At 59.9% G+C, this 14,771-nt stretch carries 10 protein-coding genes and 7 pseudogenes; 8 read left to right on the plus strand and 9 right to left on the minus strand.

The features are described 5' to 3' along the window. The first annotated feature begins 63 nt into the window (after positions 1 to 63). A pseudogene (locus V4R08_RS16995) lies at positions 64 to 1,004 on the plus strand (fatty acid desaturase). 181 nt (positions 1,005 to 1,185) lie between these two features. Here the strand turns inward: V4R08_RS16995 and V4R08_RS17000 are convergent. The 4 genes and pseudogenes from V4R08_RS17000 to V4R08_RS17015 form a co-directional block, all read right to left on the minus strand. Beyond that, positions 1,186 to 3,018 (minus strand): glycoside hydrolase family 15 protein, encoded by a 1,833-nt coding sequence (locus V4R08_RS17000; protein WP_335580562.1) that lies wholly within the window; start codon positions 3,016 to 3,018, stop codon positions 1,186 to 1,188. Positions 3,019 to 3,036: 18 nt separating this feature from the next. Then, a pseudogene (locus V4R08_RS17005) lies at positions 3,037 to 3,183 on the minus strand (SDR family oxidoreductase); the annotation flags it as partial. A gap of 33 nt (positions 3,184 to 3,216) precedes the next feature. Further along, entirely contained in the window at positions 3,217 to 4,230 is a 1,014-nt protein-coding gene (locus tag V4R08_RS17010; protein ID WP_335580563.1) for a cation diffusion facilitator family transporter, read from the minus strand. A 301-nt stretch (positions 4,231 to 4,531) separates the two neighbouring features. Further along, positions 4,532 to 4,666 (minus strand): annotated as a pseudogene (locus V4R08_RS17015) (IS256 family transposase); the annotation flags it as partial. 171 nt (positions 4,667 to 4,837) lie between these two features. On the opposite strand from V4R08_RS17015, the gene V4R08_RS17020 reads away from it, so the two are divergent. The 4 genes from V4R08_RS17020 (at position 4,838) to V4R08_RS17035 (ending at position 7,084) form a co-directional block, all read left to right on the plus strand. Continuing rightward, the gene (locus tag V4R08_RS17020) at positions 4,838 to 5,128 is read left to right on the plus strand and encodes a hypothetical protein (RefSeq protein WP_335580564.1); all 291 of its coding nucleotides are present in this window, start codon (positions 4,838 to 4,840) and stop codon (positions 5,126 to 5,128) included. After that, positions 5,125 to 5,463: a hypothetical protein gene (locus V4R08_RS17025; protein WP_335580565.1), complete on the plus strand. Its 339-nt coding sequence runs from the start codon at positions 5,125 to 5,127 to the stop codon at positions 5,461 to 5,463. The genes V4R08_RS17020 and V4R08_RS17025 overlap by 4 nt, the downstream gene beginning before the upstream one ends. 988 nt (positions 5,464 to 6,451) lie before the next feature. Further along, positions 6,452 to 6,670 carry a hypothetical protein gene (locus V4R08_RS17030; protein ID WP_335580566.1) on the plus strand — a complete coding sequence of 73 codons (219 nt, stop codon included), beginning with the start codon at positions 6,452 to 6,454 and terminating at the stop codon, positions 6,668 to 6,670. Between the two features lie 87 nt (positions 6,671 to 6,757). Beyond that, a complete protein-coding gene (locus tag V4R08_RS17035; RefSeq protein ID WP_335580567.1) occupies positions 6,758 to 7,084 on the plus strand; it encodes a hypothetical protein in 327 nt (108 codons plus the stop codon). A 108-nt stretch (positions 7,085 to 7,192) separates the two neighbouring features. Here the strand turns inward: V4R08_RS17035 and V4R08_RS17040 are convergent. Together V4R08_RS17040 and V4R08_RS17045 are read right to left on the minus strand one after the other, a co-directional pair. Then, positions 7,193 to 8,375: pseudogene (locus tag V4R08_RS17040) on the minus strand (IS256-like element ISNha10 family transposase); the annotation flags it as partial. A gap of 724 nt (positions 8,376 to 9,099) precedes the next feature. Then, the gene (locus V4R08_RS17045; RefSeq protein WP_335580568.1) at positions 9,100 to 9,402 is read right to left on the minus strand and encodes a high potential iron sulfur protein; all 303 of its coding nucleotides are present in this window, start codon (positions 9,400 to 9,402) and stop codon (positions 9,100 to 9,102) included. A 935-nt stretch (positions 9,403 to 10,337) separates the two neighbouring features. Between V4R08_RS17045 and V4R08_RS17050 the strand changes: the two genes are divergently transcribed. Next, positions 10,338 to 11,558 (plus strand): IS256 family transposase, encoded by a 1,221-nt coding sequence (locus tag V4R08_RS17050; RefSeq protein ID WP_442935705.1) that lies wholly within the window; start codon positions 10,338 to 10,340, stop codon positions 11,556 to 11,558. Positions 11,559 to 11,573: 15 nt separating this feature from the next. On the opposite strand, the gene ligD is transcribed toward V4R08_RS17050, so the two are convergent. Together ligD and V4R08_RS17055 are read right to left on the minus strand one after the other, a co-directional pair. Further along, entirely contained in the window at positions 11,574 to 11,810 is a 237-nt protein-coding gene (gene ligD / locus V4R08_RS18295) for a non-homologous end-joining DNA ligase LigD (protein ID WP_442935706.1), read from the minus strand. 453 nt (positions 11,811 to 12,263) lie between these two features. Beyond that, positions 12,264 to 12,548, minus strand: a pseudogene (locus V4R08_RS17055) (low affinity iron permease family protein); the annotation flags it as partial. 201 nt (positions 12,549 to 12,749) lie between these two features. Between V4R08_RS17055 and V4R08_RS17060 the strand changes: the two are divergent. Beyond that, positions 12,750 to 12,980 (plus strand): DUF2171 domain-containing protein, encoded by a 231-nt coding sequence (locus tag V4R08_RS17060; RefSeq protein WP_335580570.1) that lies wholly within the window; start codon positions 12,750 to 12,752, stop codon positions 12,978 to 12,980. 531 nt (positions 12,981 to 13,511) lie between these two features. Next, positions 13,512 to 13,859: pseudogene (locus V4R08_RS17065) on the plus strand (transposase); the annotation flags it as partial. Positions 13,860 to 14,165: 306 nt separating this feature from the next. Here V4R08_RS17065 and V4R08_RS17070 read toward each other — a convergent pair. Further along, positions 14,166 to 14,612 (minus strand): annotated as a pseudogene (locus V4R08_RS17070) (IS110 family transposase); the annotation flags it as partial. Between the last annotated feature and the right edge of the window lie 159 nt (positions 14,613 to 14,771).

A 14,771-nucleotide genomic window follows, 5' to 3' on the forward strand; every position in this document is an offset into this window, starting at 1 on the left:
CGCCGACTTCCAAAAACCCGGCCGGCTTCATGTCGGAACGGTGGCCGGCTTCATGTCGGAACAGTGGCCGGCTTCAAATCGGAATACCCGGCCGGAATAAATCGGAATCCGCAGGTTATAACGTGGGCTACTCTCGATGCCGGCTATTGGATTGGATTGCTGCTAGCTGTGCCGGCTGCGGGCTTTCTCGTGCGTCTTTTCATGATCCAGCACGATTGCGGCCACGGATCGTTCTTCCGCCACCGCCTCGCGAATGATTGGGTTGGGCGCGTCATCGGCGTGCTGACACTGACGCCATACGGTTTCTGGCGGCGGGCTCACGCCCTCCACCATGCCAGCTCGGGTAATCTCGATCGGCGCGGAATCGGCGACATCGATACGCTGACTGTCCGTGAGTTCCTGGCGCTCTCCAAGGGGGGCCAGCTCTTATACCGCTTGTACCGGCATCCGATCGTGATGTTCGGAGTCGGCCCGGCATATCTGTTCATCTTTCGGCATCGGTTGCCGATGGGACTTACGCGCCGTGGCTGGCAACCTTGGCTAAGCGCGATGGCGACGAATGTTGCAATCGCAGTTCTTCTGGCGACCATGGTCTCGCTGTTTGGGCTTGGTCCATTCCTGCTTGTGCAGTTGCCTATCACGCTTCTTGCCACCTCGATCGGTGTCTGGCTGTTCTATGTCCAGCACCAGTTTGAGGATACATTCTGGGCCCGTGACGATGGCTGGAATCGTCACGAAGCCGCGCTGCAAGGCAGCTCGCACTATGACCTGCCCAACGTCCTGCGTTGGTTTACCGCCAATATCGGCGTGCGCCACGTCCATCATCTGTGCAGTCGGATTCCTTATTACCGGTTGCCACAGGTATTGAAGGATCACCCGCAGCTTTCCTCCATCGGACGGCTGACTCTGGTGCGCAGCAAAGCCTTCGCTGTGTACGCAAGGCCCTTTGGGATGAGGATCGGCATAGGCTTGTTTCGTTTCGCGAGATTGCGTCTGCACCGTAACGGTTTCGAGCTTCGAATTACCGTCTCAGCAAGTCCCGTTCCGCGCCGGCTCCGAAACGGCAATTCGGCCACAGCCCGCCGTTCCGACGAGTTTCTCGCGGACTTCACGTTCAGGCAAAAAGATGCGCGCGCCACCATTGCTGCAAACGCTGGTCAACGACTAATGGCACCGGGAAATCGTTCACCGGGCTTTGCCGCCTGTTGGTGCGACCCGCTTGGAGCGCTGCTGCGCCGGGCCGCGCGCATCGATCAGGTTGAAGGCCGTATCGATGAGCCCGATATGTGAGAAGCCCTGGGGAAAGTTGCCCACGAGCCGCCTTCGAATGGGATCGTATTCTTCCGCGAGCAGCCCGAGATCGTTGCGCACGGCCAGAAGGCTCTCGAAGAGTTTTGATGCATCATCGATCCGGCCGAGCATCACATAGGCGTCGGCCAGCCAGAAGCTGCAGGCGAGAAACGCGCCTTCTTCGCCGCCGATTCCATCATCGACCTGGTCCGGCGAATAACGCAGCACGAACCCATTGCAGACCAGTTCCTGCTCGATTGCCGTGATCGTGCCGACCACGCGCGGGTCGTCGGCAGGCAAGAATCCGACTTGCGGGATGAGGAGGAGGCTCGCATCCAGAGCCTCGCCGCCATAGTGCTGCGTGAAGCTATTGCGCTTGGGATCAAAGCCGCTTTCGCAAATATCAGCGTGGATCGTGTCGCGCAGTTCCCGCCAGCGATCAACCGGGCCATCCAGACCGAAATGCTCGGCGGACTTGATAGCCCGGTCGAAGGCGACCCAGCACATCAGCCGGGAATGGGTGAAGGCTCGGGGTTCTCCCCGCACTTCCCATATCCCATTGTCCGGCTTTTGCCAGACCGTCTCGAGATGATCGAGAAGGACGCTTTGCAAGCGCCAGGCTTCGGCCAGCGGCGCCAGTTCAGCTTCGCGCGCGGTATGCAATGTTTCGACTAGTTCGCCATAAACGTCGAGCTGCATCTGGCCGACTGCTTCATTACCAACCCTGACCGGGGAACTCTCCTCATAGCCCGGCAGCCAAGGAACTTCATTCTCCGGCAGCCAGCGTTCGCCAGCAATGCCATACATGATACGAAGCTGCTCGGGATGCCCGGCAGCAGCGCGCAACAACCATTGCCGCCAAGCCTCCGCCTCTTCGCGATAACCTGCGTTCAACAGCGCGTACAGAGTGAGCGCGGAGTCGCGCAGCCAGCAATAGCGATAATCCCAGTTGCGGCTGCCGCCGATCGCTTCCGGAAGCGACGTCGTCGGCGCCGCCACGATGCCCCCTGTCGGTCCGAACGTCAGCAATTTAAGCGTGATGAGAGAGCGGATGACCGCATCGCGCCATACGTTGTGCTTGATGTCAAAGCGGCATCGTTTCGACCATTCTTGCCACCACGAAATCGTGCGGTCCATAGTCTCCGAACGATCCGGCACGAAGTGCGGCATCTTGTGGGAGCGATGATAGGAGAGCGTGAAAGGCACCTCTTCGTTTTCCCGAGCAGTGAAGCGAGCCGTGCTCTTCATTTCTCGGCCCTCCAATGCGACGGCCGTGTGCAATTCGACCGCGTCGGGGCCTGCGACGGCGCTTAGGCCGTAATCGCGATGTCTCACCCAGGGAACGGCCTGCCCGTAGTTGAAACGGAGGATGAGCTCCATGCTCATCGACACCTCGCCCCATACGTCACGCACGATGCGCACAACATCGACTTTCTCTTCATCGTCGGTGAGAGGCATGAAATCAGTAAGCGTGCAGGCCCCTGTCGCAGTCTCGAAGCGCGTCTCAAGCACCGCGGTTCCGGGGACGTAGCGCCGGCTGATACGGCAGGCGGGATCCTCAGGCGCCAGCAGCCAGCGGCCGTGCTTTGGACCGCCTAGGAGGGCAGCGAAGCACGCAGCGGAGTCGAAGCGCGGCAGGCAAAGCCAGTCGATCGACCCGTCGCGGCTCACGAGCGCTGCGGAGATCATGTTACCGATGATGCCATAGTCCTCGATAGGCTTCGACATGCTACCCTTCCTTTTCTGTCAGCCTTCGCCACGGAACGCGGGATAGAGCGTCATCCCACCGTCGACGACGAGCGCTGTACCCGTGACGTAGTCGGACGCGTCGGACGCAAGCCAGACGATGGCCCGGCCGATATCCTCCGGCTCACCGATGCGCCCATAAGGAATGGGCTGGCCACCTGTTGCCCAAGGGTTTCGAATTCATCGCAGCCTTTGATTCGTAGCGGTTCCCGATGGAGCTTCGACAAGATTTCGGCCCCGCGCGTCCGCGGTTTGCGGGAGACGGGCGAGGGCCGCAGTGCGGTGTGCAAGAAGGCTCTGAGCTTCGACAAATACCCGCAAAACCTCCGGGTGGGCCATTCGGATGCGCCGCTCGATAGCGCTTACCGCGTTCTCGACGTCAGCTGCGGAAATCTGGTCGGCGAATTCGAGGCTCAGCGTGACCAGCACCTCGCGCGGCCCGAAATGCATGGTGAGCATCTCGTTGATGCCGGCCACGCCGGATTCGGCGGCAGCGATCCGTCGGATATCGGCGCGTGTTTCTGGAGCGATTGCCTCGCCGGTGAGCAGACTCTGGGCTTCGTAGGCAAGAAAGGCAGCGGTAGTGGCGAGGATCAACCCGATTATAATGGAAGCTACGCCGTCGAGAACCGGCAGATCGAGCGCCTGCGAAAGGAAGACGCCGGCCATGGCGGCGGCGAGGCCAAGCATCGCCGCGCTGTCCTCCAGCAACACCGTGAATACCACCGGATCCTTGCTGCGCCGCATCGCCGAAACCCAGCCGAAATCTCCCTGCGATCGTCGGAATTCACGGAATGCCACGACCCAGACGGCAGCCTCGAAAACTATCGCCAGCCCGAGAACGATGTAGCTCACATAGGCGTTCTCGATTGGCTGCGGATGGCGCACCTTTTCAATGCCGTGGTACAGCGACAGTCCGGCTCCGACGCCGAAGATCAGCACAGCGACGACGAAGACCCAGAAATAGAGCTGGAGACCATGCCCCAACGGATGCTCCGCGTCGGCGGGCCTTGCCGCGCGCTTGAGGCCGTAAAGGAGGAGCGCTTGGTTGCCGGTGTCGACGGTCGAGTGAATGGCCTCGCTCAGCATGGCGGCGCTTCCGGTGAGCCAGGCCGCGCCGTACTTGCTGATCGCGATCAGCGTGTTGCCCAAGAGCGCAGCGTAGATGACCGTTTTCGAAGCGTGTACCGCCATCGGATCCCTCAATCGCTCGGCCGCGAGCGCTCGCCGCCGGCCTGGTGCGGGTCGAGCGCGAGTTGAGCCGGCCGATGCTCAGTTCAAGTTGGCGCTGCGCGGCCTCGATCGCCCCGGCGCACTGCGACCTGCCGTCCGAGTTCAACGCGGCAGCCAGAGTCGTCAGGGACGTTTCGAGTTCGCTTGTCAGGATGTGATCGCCGAGCCCCGATAGTGAGCGCAGCAGGAGATCGTCCGCCTGCCGCCGGAGAGGCGGGGGCAAGCGGTGAAACAGGATCGCAAAGGTCCGGTAGACCTCTGCGAGCAGTTCTTCGATGAACTCACGCGATCGAGCCCGCACTTCGGCCTCAAGTGGATCAAACCAGTTGTCGAAAAGATCGCCGGTCATATCGGCCGCAGGCTGCAAGGAATCAGGCTTCATGGTAATGCTCGTCATGGCGTGGTCTCCAGTCCGACGCTTCAACGCCGGATGATTCGAGGTTGAACACCCCGGAGACTACGCCACACTCAATTCCTACCAACTCCGCGATGGGACCTCATCAACCATGGCGTCCGCAGCAGGTCGATCATCGCATCAGTCCATCGCGCCTTGCGAACTTTGGAAGCTGTGGGAAAGGTAGTTCGCGTCGAGGGTAAGTGGGTTTTGGCGACGCGGCAAAGGGAAGCTAGAAGCCACAACCGCAAGAAACGGCACCAAGGGCCGGTTGCTCATCAAAACGAACGATTGAAACTGCTTTCAAAAATTCTCGGAATGCTCGGTTCGTCTGAAGACGGCGAAGTTTTGGTTGACGCAAGAAAAGCAGAAGCTAAGAGGATGGAGTTAGGTTTGTCTTGGGAAACTATCATCATGGACGACCGATCTTGGTCTCGACTTAAGGCGCGCGTGCTAGGAAAATGAAGAGGATAGATAGAGAGGAAGACGAACGGCGCGGGACTGTCACATATCAGTTGGACGACGGTCGTTTTGTGACGCTTGAGGAAAGCGCTGTTGCGCAGTTCGGAGCGGACAATCTCATCCAATGGCTGGGTCTCGAACGTCTCCCGGTAATGCAGCAGGGCCGCCGTGTCGGCACACTCCCGGCAGATTTTGATCCTCTTAATGCCAGAATCCGGAACTCTCTGTATCAAGTCCGCCCCGGTGATCTGAAGCGTGAAGGAGATGCTTGGGTGGCAGAAGATATGCTGAGCTCAGATGACCTGGATGCTGTCATAGAATTTGAGCGGGACAAATGACTCATGACTCGGTTCGTGAGGAGCATCGCTAGGATTCGTTCCTCGTGACCTTAAATTGGCAGGATGAACCTCCTCTCCGACCTACCGTCATAGCCGGCGACAAGCTCGATAACGACTATTGCGTGATCCATGAGGGCCGCAGCGTCGGCAGGATCAGGCTTGCCGAAGAACGTTCATGGCAGGGCTTCGTCTGGACGTGGAACGTCAACCCGCCGCTCCCGATCCCGTCATGATGCAATGGATCGGCTGATAGTCTGGAAGCCGCGAAGAACGAGTTCAAGGCCGCGTGGGAACGGTTCTATGCGAGCCTCTGCCGGACCGGATCAGGCGCTGGCACCTCATTGAGGACATCGGCACGTCGAATGAGTGGTAGCTGGAATGAACTGGTCTCGCCGCTTCGATCCACCGATCAAGACGCCAGGCGGCAACATGGTGCAAGCGCAAACCTATTCCGGACTTGTGGAAAGTGCCACCCCGGGGTTGGGGCTGGTCGACGGTCTGTTTATATCGGTGTTCTCGTGAGTCCTCTGCTATCTTCAGGAGAGTCTGGGATACGGCAATGGCAAAACGTCGTGGTTTTAAGCAACTCACTCTTCAGGATCGCCTTACTTCTTGGGCCAACAAGACGCGAGCACATGCGAGCGAACTGGAGCCAGGTCCCGTCCGAGAAGCCTTGCTGAAAAAAGCCGAGCAGGCGGAAACCGCAGCCAGACACGAAGCATGGTCGCAATCGGTACGGTTGCAGCCGTCTACCAGTTCGCAACGTTCTGAACGGCAATGCTAATCGATAGACAGCTACAAGTTTCGCGGACAAGGATGGTTCGCATGAGTGAGGCAACCGCAGAGCCAACATTAGAGGAAGCGCTGGTCGATATCCGGACCCTGGCCATCTTCGTCCTATAGAGCGGCGATCAGACTGGTATGAAGCGCGACTTAGAGATGATCCTGACAATCGCGGAAATGGTGCTGCCAGGCACAGAGGTTTTCAATGACTGACGAGAAGTGGGAGATAACGAACCCGCTCTGCGACTTAGATGTGGATGCTGCGATCAGACTTCGTTGGGTGCTTCGTGATATCCGCTCGGGGCGAGCGAAGCTCATGGTGCCACGCAGTGATGATCTGGCTTTGCTGGAACAGCGCGGGTTGGTCACGATGAGTGAGGGTGAGCCGGCGCTGACGGATGCGGCGAATTCGGTGATCCGATAGGCCAATAAAAAACCCCGCCGGACGCGGGAGGAACAGAGGGCAAGTTGGGGAATTGGTTAGGTCCACCCTGGAAAAAGGAGTGCCGCTATGAACGATCCCGAAACACGTCCGAGCGTTGGCAAAGATGTATACCAGGACCCTCAGGGAGATCACCCCCCCGCGGCGCCTGACAATATGCGCCAAGGGCGTCCATCCGCGCCTGCAGACGCGGGGAACCCGGACCCTGGATACCCCGACCAAAACACTATGAACAAGCAAAACCCCGATCAACAGCAGAATCGAGGCGAGAGACCGCAGATAGAGCAGCAAGACGAAAAAACTCGCAAGGCCGAAATCACGAAGGCCGTAGAGGAAGATGATCCGGACAATAACCCTCAGGGCCAAGAAAAAACCGGATACAGCGGCGGTTTCTAATCGAGCCGTGCAGTCGCGCTCGCTTTACTCGAAGGCCGCCCCTTGGGCGGCCTTTTTCATTATAGAAAACCCGCCGGAGCGGGTTCATGCGGGGATGTCCCGATCTGGCGCCTTCAATCGTCGGAAGCCCTTGTTGGCCTCGATCATGCCGGCCGCGACCCATCGCAAGGCCATACCGGCATCCCGCCAGCGTTTGACGTTGCGGGTGACGCGGCGAATGGTGCCCATCATGTTCTCGGCGATGTTGGTACAGGCGAGCGATCGACGAAGCTCCTTTGGCAGCTTCAACCGGACCATGGTCAGGATTTCGTCTAGGCCTTCGAGGATGCTGGCCGCTACGCCAGGCCATTGCTGGTCGAGTCGACGCGCGAGATTGCGGATCAAGTTTTCAGCCTTGTCGGCGTCATCGAGCTCCCAGGCCTGGCGCAGCACCCGACGGGTGGCCGCATGATGCTCTTTCGGCAGGCGTTCCATGATGTTGCGCGCCTTGTGGATCTGGCAGCGCTGGATCGCGGCGGCCGAACCGAAGGTACGGCGGATCGCCTTCGACAATGCTTTTGCGCCGTCGACGATAAACAGTCTTGGCATCGTCGGGTCGAGCCCGCGCACGACCAGGTTGTCCAGCAGGGGCCTGAACCGTCGCGGCGTTCTCGCTCGCCCCTTCCACCAGCGCCAGCGGATGCTTGTTGCCTTCGCCGTCAACCCCGATCGCGGCGACCAGCACGAGATCGCCGCCGAGATGCAGCCCGTCGATTTGCACCACCAGAAGGTCGAGCGCGGATAGATCGGCAGCCATGAAGTCGGCCAGCCGCGCCGCCGACAGCGCTACGAACCTCCGCGAGGCCGCCGACTTCGAAACCCCCGATCCGGGCGGTGCCGGCACGTCACCCTCGGGCAGCCGGACAGCGCGACCGAACCGGCGCGTCGACACATTGATCAGCATCAGGTTCATCGCCCAGCGACCGAGCCAGTCCTCCTGCGCCGCCGTTTCCCAGCTCGGGATCGTGATCTCGCGGCCGTCCACGCCCCGGGCCCGCGGGCGCTCGACCTCGATCTTGCCGCCGTGGAAGCCGATCCGCCCCCGCGTTCGGCCCCAACGGTGCGCCCGCCGCGCCGCATCGCGACCGTGGCGTGGCCCGCAGGCCGCCGTGACATCCGCTTCCATCATCGTGCCGAGCACTTCGATCCCTGCCGTAAGGCAGAACCGATCGAAGCGCGCCCGCACTTCCGCAAACGCTTCGTCCACAGCTCCGGTCGCCGGCAAACCAGCCGGTGTGATATCTCTCGTCATGGCGTTGCTCTCCTTGTGGAATCAGCACCCCGAGCCTACCGGCTCAAGGTGGGCAACGCCGACCTCTTCAGAAATTCAACAGAACCCGGGACATCCCCGGTTCATGCAGTCTCAATCTTTTTAGCTGGCCGCTAGACTGGGACTTGAATTTTTGAGACCATGCGGGGCATCAATCATCGCTCTATAACCAAGAGACATGTGCCCGCGCCCAAACCTCCAAGATTGACAGCCCGCCATGCCCGGCGGGTTTCTTTTGTCCGGAACTCCTGCCCCTCGCCGGCATTAACCGGCCGGGACGGGGGGATAACTTGGCTGGTCCACCCCCGAACCAAAAAGGCCCGCATGGCACCTCGTCCGGCGGGCCTTTTTGGTGGAGCACAACGGATGACCCTTGGTGACCTATCGCGTGACCTTTTTGTCGGGAACGAATGCGTGCCTGCGGGCATTGAATGAGTGGATGGCCAGCTCCGTCTACCCTATGGGTGGTGTAATGACCCGCCGGTGACCTCTCGCCGGCGGGTTTCCATTTTTCAATTAATCCGCGCTCCGCAGTCGGTGAACTCGATTTCGCCGCCCGGCAGTTCTCGCCAGGAATCGACCGCGGATATATACGCGAGCCGGCCGGCGATCGAGAAGCGCCGGCGCCGTCTGGCGGTCCTGCTCGCGGATGTCTCACCCATCGTCAGCCTTGGCTACCGGCGCCGTACGGCACATGTCGTTCGGGCTACGTATTCTTTGCCTTGAAATGTTGGCACCAGCCATTGGGGCTAATTCCGCCCTCGACCAACTCGCACTGGTTTGGAGCCTGGAAGTGCTGGCACATTTGACAACGCTGGTTTCCGTTTGGCTTGTCCTGGTATTTGGCTTCCGATTTGCTGATCTTTTGCTGCTGGGTCTGCGCATAAATGGGAAAAGCCGTGCTGGCCAATGCCGCGGCAAGCCCGATCGTTCTCATCAGGTCTCGGCGTGACCATACCGCAAAGCTACTTGGACGAAACGAGAGATCACGTGACGTTTTGTTCTTCATTGTGTTCTCCTCGCAGTTAAGTGGCACAGGCATATCGCCCGTGAGCCAACTGAATCGTATTATAAAGGTTCCTATCGGTGGGTTGGCAGGCAGGTCGCTCCCGCGTTCGACAGCACAGTCACCGACCTCACGGATTGAGATCGGTGGACCGTAGCCCGTCAAGTCTTCCACATTCATCAGACTCTTTGCATGCGCTCAGAACTTAGCTGGCAGGTCTCGACGCGCCTTATACCGTGATCCGCATGACGTCAGCATGTGGACACGCCATGGAACATCACACCAAGCTTCTGCAATTCGCGCACTGAAATCGCTTTCGGGGGCAATCGACGCGGCGGCGAATCGCGAGCTTCAAACCAAATCTGAATACGTCCGCCGCTCCGTGATTGATCGGCTGAGGGCTGACGGCATCGATCCGTCGTTCCCGGCGACGGCTTGAGCGAGTGAAGGCCACAACATGATCAACCCGCTTCAGCTTCCATCCTCGCAAGCGTTCACGCCGCAGCTTTTGCAGCTCGTATCCTCAATCAACCAAAGCCAGAAGCCCCAGACGCTATGAGGATGCCACCCAGTACTTTTCACCTCGGCCAAATCATACAGAGGCATCCGTAGAGGTCTCCGCCATCAGGCGTATTTCGCTCTGATAGACAATGACAAGATCGGTGGATGTGAAGGGAATTCGCTGAACAGTTTGCCCGGCAGAGTGATCTCGATGTCCAAGCCGCCAACTGGACAGGTGCGGGCGTAGCTTCCTTGCAGTTGTTCGTTGATTGTAAGATCCAGAAGCTTCGGGTCCCGTCGCGGAGTTGGTAGGAATTGAGTGTGGCGTAGTCTCCGGGGTGTTCAACCTCGAATCATTCCGGCGTTGAAGCGTCGGACCGGAGACCACGCCATGACGAGCATTACCATGAAGCCTGATTCCTTGCAGCCTGCGGCCGATGACCGGCGATCTTTTCGACAACTGGTTTGATCCGCTTGAGGCCGAAGTGCGGGCTCGATCGTGTGAGTTCATCGAAGAACTGCTCCGCGGCGAGCTTGAGGCGGCGCTTTCCCGGCCGCGTTACGGGCGTAGCCCGACGACCGGCAGTGAAGGAAGAGCCGGCGTTGCGGGTCACCGCCACGGCAGCCGGACGCGGTCGCTGACCGGCACGTTCGGGGCGATCGAGATCGCGGTGCCGCGCGCCCGTCTGACCACGTCCGCGGGCGGGACGACGGAATGGAAGAGCCTGGCGCTGCGGGCCTATCAGCGGCGCACGCTGGCCGCCGACGCGCTGATCGCGAGCACCTATCTTGCCGGCACCAACACCCAGCGGGTGCGCCGCGCGCTGGCGGCGTTGTTCGGCGGCACCGTCGGCAAGGACACCGTGAGCCGGACCTGGCGCAAGGTGAAGAGCGATTGGGATGCCTGGAACACCCGCTCGCTGGCCGAGGATTCGATCGTGCGCCTGATCCTCGACGGCACCGTCGTTTGCGTGCGGCTCGACCGCAAGGCGACCTCGATCTCGCTGCTCGTTGTCCTCGGCGTGCGCGCGGACGGCCAAAAGGTGCTGCTCGCGATCAAGAGCATGGGCGGGGAGAGCGCCGAGGCATGGCGCACTGTCCTCGACGATCTCATCAAGCGCGGGCTGCGGCGGCCCGAGTTCCTCATTGTCGACGGCGCGCCGGGGCTCGACAAGGCCATTGCCTGCGTCTGGGACGCCGTGCGGGTGCAACGCCGCTGCACGGTTCACAAGCACAGAAACCTGTTCGCCCATGCCCCCGAGCGGCTGCATGACGAGATCACCGCGGATTACAACGACATGATCTACGCGACGACGCCTGAGGAGATCGAAACGCGCCGCAAGGCCTTCGTCCGCAAATGGCGGCTCAAGCATCGCGCCGTTGCCGATAGCCTCGAGGAGGCGGGAGAACGCTTGTTCACCTTCACGCGCCTGCCGCCGAGCCAATGGCGCAGTGTACGCACCACAAATGCAATCGAGCGTTTGCACGAAGAATTCAAGCGACGGATCAAGACGCAAACTGTTCTGCCATCCGCCGACACCGCCACGACGTTGTTCTGGGCGCTGCTCGCTTCAGGACAGATCAACATGCGCAAGGTGGACGGTTGGCAGACGCTCTCGACACAACCCATTGATCAGCCGATTGACCTTGCCGCCTGAAACGATACCTTCATGTTACCCGAGAATGTGCCACACCGAATTCCAACCGCATTCCGGACGGCACCTGACAAGGTTTGTAATGCCGGGCATCGCATGACGCTGGAAGAATGTCTCGCCCGTGATGCCATCGGGCGCACGAATGATCGAACATGGCCGGCCTTTGAGGTGCTCGATCATCACAGCCCGACAGCTTCCAGCTATTTTACAAGATCGAGCTTTGTTTCCCCCGCATTCTTCCCGGCGCCTGGCCATAACGCCTTGTCAGGTTTGCTGATGGTAACGCCCATCACGGCGGAGGTCGCTTTATTGCCGGGCAGGGCCGCCCGCTTTTTTCGGTACGGGCTGCGCAAGGTCTGTCTTGTCGGGCGAGGCAGGGCGCTCCGCACGCACTTCGCGTGCCGACCTCTTCCGCAGCTTACCGGGCTCGCTGCTGCCGCACGGTCCTTGACCGCCGGGGCGTGTGACCTCCTTCGCCCAACCCATCCCTCAAGCGCGTTGCAAAGTATCGGTCGTCAGGCGGTGAAAAGCCGAAGGCAATTCCCGTGCGCCTCGTCCGAGGAGATGTGCGGCCACATCAATCGAACCAAAAAATCGAAGGACGGGCCTCGTAGGATGCCCTCTATATTAGAAAGAACGGCTGAGAGGAGCGTGAAGATGAGCGACGATGCCGAGAAGTAGATACAGGAGATACTGGCTCGCTTCAGCGACGGACGCACCATCTCGGTTTTGGGAGTTCTGAATCAAAAACACCATCAGGAACGTCACGATGGTCGTCCCGGTGTTGATCACCAATTGCCAGGTGTCGGAGAATTCGAATAACGGGCCTGTAACCGCCCAAATCAAAACAAGCGCGACAGCGGCGACAAAGATTGGCGCGCGACCAGCCTGCCGCGACGCACTATTTGCGATCTCGCCGAAAAGCTGCGCGCTGCTGCTTTGTTTATCTTTGCTCCGATCGTTTGCATGTTCTACACGCGATGTCCTGGCCATTTGGACTCCGTCAAGGCACTTGTTGCCGGACAGAATGACGCGGAGGAGGAACTTTTGTTCCAATAATCCTCTCGTAAGGCGTGTACTCGGAAAAGTGAAGGATTGGCCGAGCTACCGATTCGTTCTTTGGGAACGGAACAGAGCCAGAGGGTGGAACCGTTTCTCTCATCAAGCCTTGTCATGCGCACAAGAGAGACGGTTATGGAAATCAAAGAGCATATGGAAGTCATCGGCGCCGATGGGGCTCATGTGGGCACAGTGGACAAGGTTGAAGGTGGAAGGATTAAGCTAACCAAGAAGGACAGCGGTGAGGGTGCGCATAAGGGTCATCACCATTTCATCGATAAGGGTCTTATCGTTGGTGTGGAAGGCAACAAGGTGAGGTTGTCGGCGAATGGAAATGTCGCGGTAACGATGGAGGAAGAAAGATAGGCAACCTGCCGTTAAGACTCTCCAAGTGGATTTTCTCGATTACGATTCGTTCTTTGAGAACGAATTAGCGTCGTATCAGAACCCGCCGTTACTCCTCATTAAGGGGTCGGCGCGATGGTGAGCGAGAACAGGACTTGAACATGTCGACGAAAAATAGAGCCCCCAGGCCAACCAAAACAACCAACAACAGCAGGACCAGAACAACCGGTAGGACCAGAACAAAAAGCAGGCCGAGAGAAGAGGACGTAGGACCAAGGATAGAAGACATTCGGCCTGAAGGATTGCAGATGCACGTGCCGGCGCCCCCGCAGCAGGCTCAGCCAGCAATCAGCATCGTGGCCGTCGAACAGCTTCTGCGGGCTTACGGCTGCGCAGCCAATGTGCGCCGCGACGAGAGCGGGCAAGTGGTTGCCATGGCCGCCAACCCGAGAATGCAGGCGGAGGTGGATAGGCGATTGCAAGAGGTGCTAAGAATGAACGTCAATACCGAGAACCCTCAAAGGGGTAGACGTTGAAGGCGCTGGAACGGGAGAACCTCGCGCCGACCGGCCCCCGGCTATCACGCTTGGCGCTGATAAGGCCTATGACACGGAGGACTTCGTCAACGAGTTGCGCTCGATGAAGGTGACGCCGCACGTGGCGCAGAACACGAGCGGCCGAAGCTCGGCGATCGACGGACGCACGACGCGGCACAGCGGCTATGCCGTCAGCCAGCGCATCCGCAAGCGCATTGAGGAAGCGTTCGGCTGGATTAAGACGGTCGCCCGCCAGGACAAGACCCGCTTCCGCGGCCGCGACCGCGTCGGATGGGCCTTCACCTTCGCAGCCGCCGCTTACAATCTGGTGCGACTGCCGAAGCTCATGGCGGTGCCAGCATGACCGCGCCGTCCCACCGCACGCCAAACTGCTCGACGCCGCTCGATCCAGATCACATTCGCCTATCGCAACGGCGATCAATCCACCCCCTAAAGCCAGACCGGACACTTCTTCAACAGCCTGTTGCTCGATCTGTTGCACCAGGCGGGCAATTCGCTTCTCGGCGTCCTCGACAGCGTAGATGTAGTCCTGCAGCACAATCTGCTGGGCCGGATGGTCGAACCGCACCGTCGTGAGCCAGCGCCGGTAGGCCAGCGTCCAGGCTCCCTGTCCCGCGAAGATCTTGGCATGGCGAAGTAGAAAGCCACCGAGATGCTGGCGCGCCTTGCCCAGTACCCGCACTGCCGTCGTTCGTGCTCGAACCAGATCCCGCATGGCTTCGTGCGCGACGTCCGGTACCCAGACAGCTGTCAATTCGCCCGCTCGGTGCAGCTTTGCCAGCATCAGCGCGTCGCGCCGATCGGTCTTCACCCGGTCACCCGCTTTGATCGGGATTAGCGAGGGCGCGATGACCACGCAGCCATGCCCGAGCCCCGTCAACAACCGATGCAAGCCATAGCCGCAGGGGCCCGCTTCGTAGCAGAAGCTCAAGCGAAGCCCAGGACGCACCAGCCGCGCCACCATCTTGGTCAGCACGTCCGCGCGGTTTGCAAAGACGCCAATTTGGCGGATCTCGCCAGACCGCCCGCCCTCGGCAACTGCTACCGACACGGTCGCTTTGTGCACATCAAGTCCAACGTAAATGATAGAATCCATGTGGCCCGTCTCCCATGCATGAGGCTCTCTGCCGTCTCCAGACGGCTCAATCCTCGGATCGTTGCATGCCGTGAGGCGGGCCGCCTTTCAGCGCACCGCGAACATAGGGTCTAAAACCTCAACCCGCATCGCCTGATGACCTTAAAGCTAAACTTAAGG

The sequence above is a fragment of the Nitrobacter sp. NHB1 genome, assembly GCF_036964665.1.
Taxonomy (GTDB): Bacteria; Pseudomonadota; Alphaproteobacteria; order Rhizobiales; family Xanthobacteraceae; genus Nitrobacter.

Coding starts and splice junctions, on each gene's coding strand:
- V4R08_RS17000 (WP_335580562.1), bottom strand. CDS start 3,018: ATGTCGAAGCCTATCGAGGACTATGGCATCATCGGTAACATGATCTCC.
- V4R08_RS17010 (WP_335580563.1), bottom strand. CDS start 4,230: ATGGCGGTACACGCTTCGAAAACGGTCATCTACGCTGCGCTCTTGGGC.
- V4R08_RS17025 (WP_335580565.1), top strand. CDS start 5,125: ATGAAGAGGATAGATAGAGAGGAAGACGAACGGCGCGGGACTGTCACA.
- V4R08_RS17030 (WP_335580566.1), top strand. CDS start 6,452: ATGACTGACGAGAAGTGGGAGATAACGAACCCGCTCTGCGACTTAGAT.
- V4R08_RS17035 (WP_335580567.1), top strand. CDS start 6,758: ATGAACGATCCCGAAACACGTCCGAGCGTTGGCAAAGATGTATACCAG.
- V4R08_RS17045 (WP_335580568.1), bottom strand. CDS start 9,402: ATGAAGAACAAAACGTCACGTGATCTCTCGTTTCGTCCAAGTAGCTTT.
- V4R08_RS17050 (WP_442935705.1), top strand. CDS start 10,338: ATGACCGGCGATCTTTTCGACAACTGGTTTGATCCGCTTGAGGCCGAA.
- ligD (WP_442935706.1), bottom strand. CDS start 11,810: ATGGCCAGGCGCCGGGAAGAATGCGGGGGAAACAAAGCTCGATCTTGT.
- V4R08_RS17060 (WP_335580570.1), top strand. CDS start 12,750: ATGGAAATCAAAGAGCATATGGAAGTCATCGGCGCCGATGGGGCTCAT.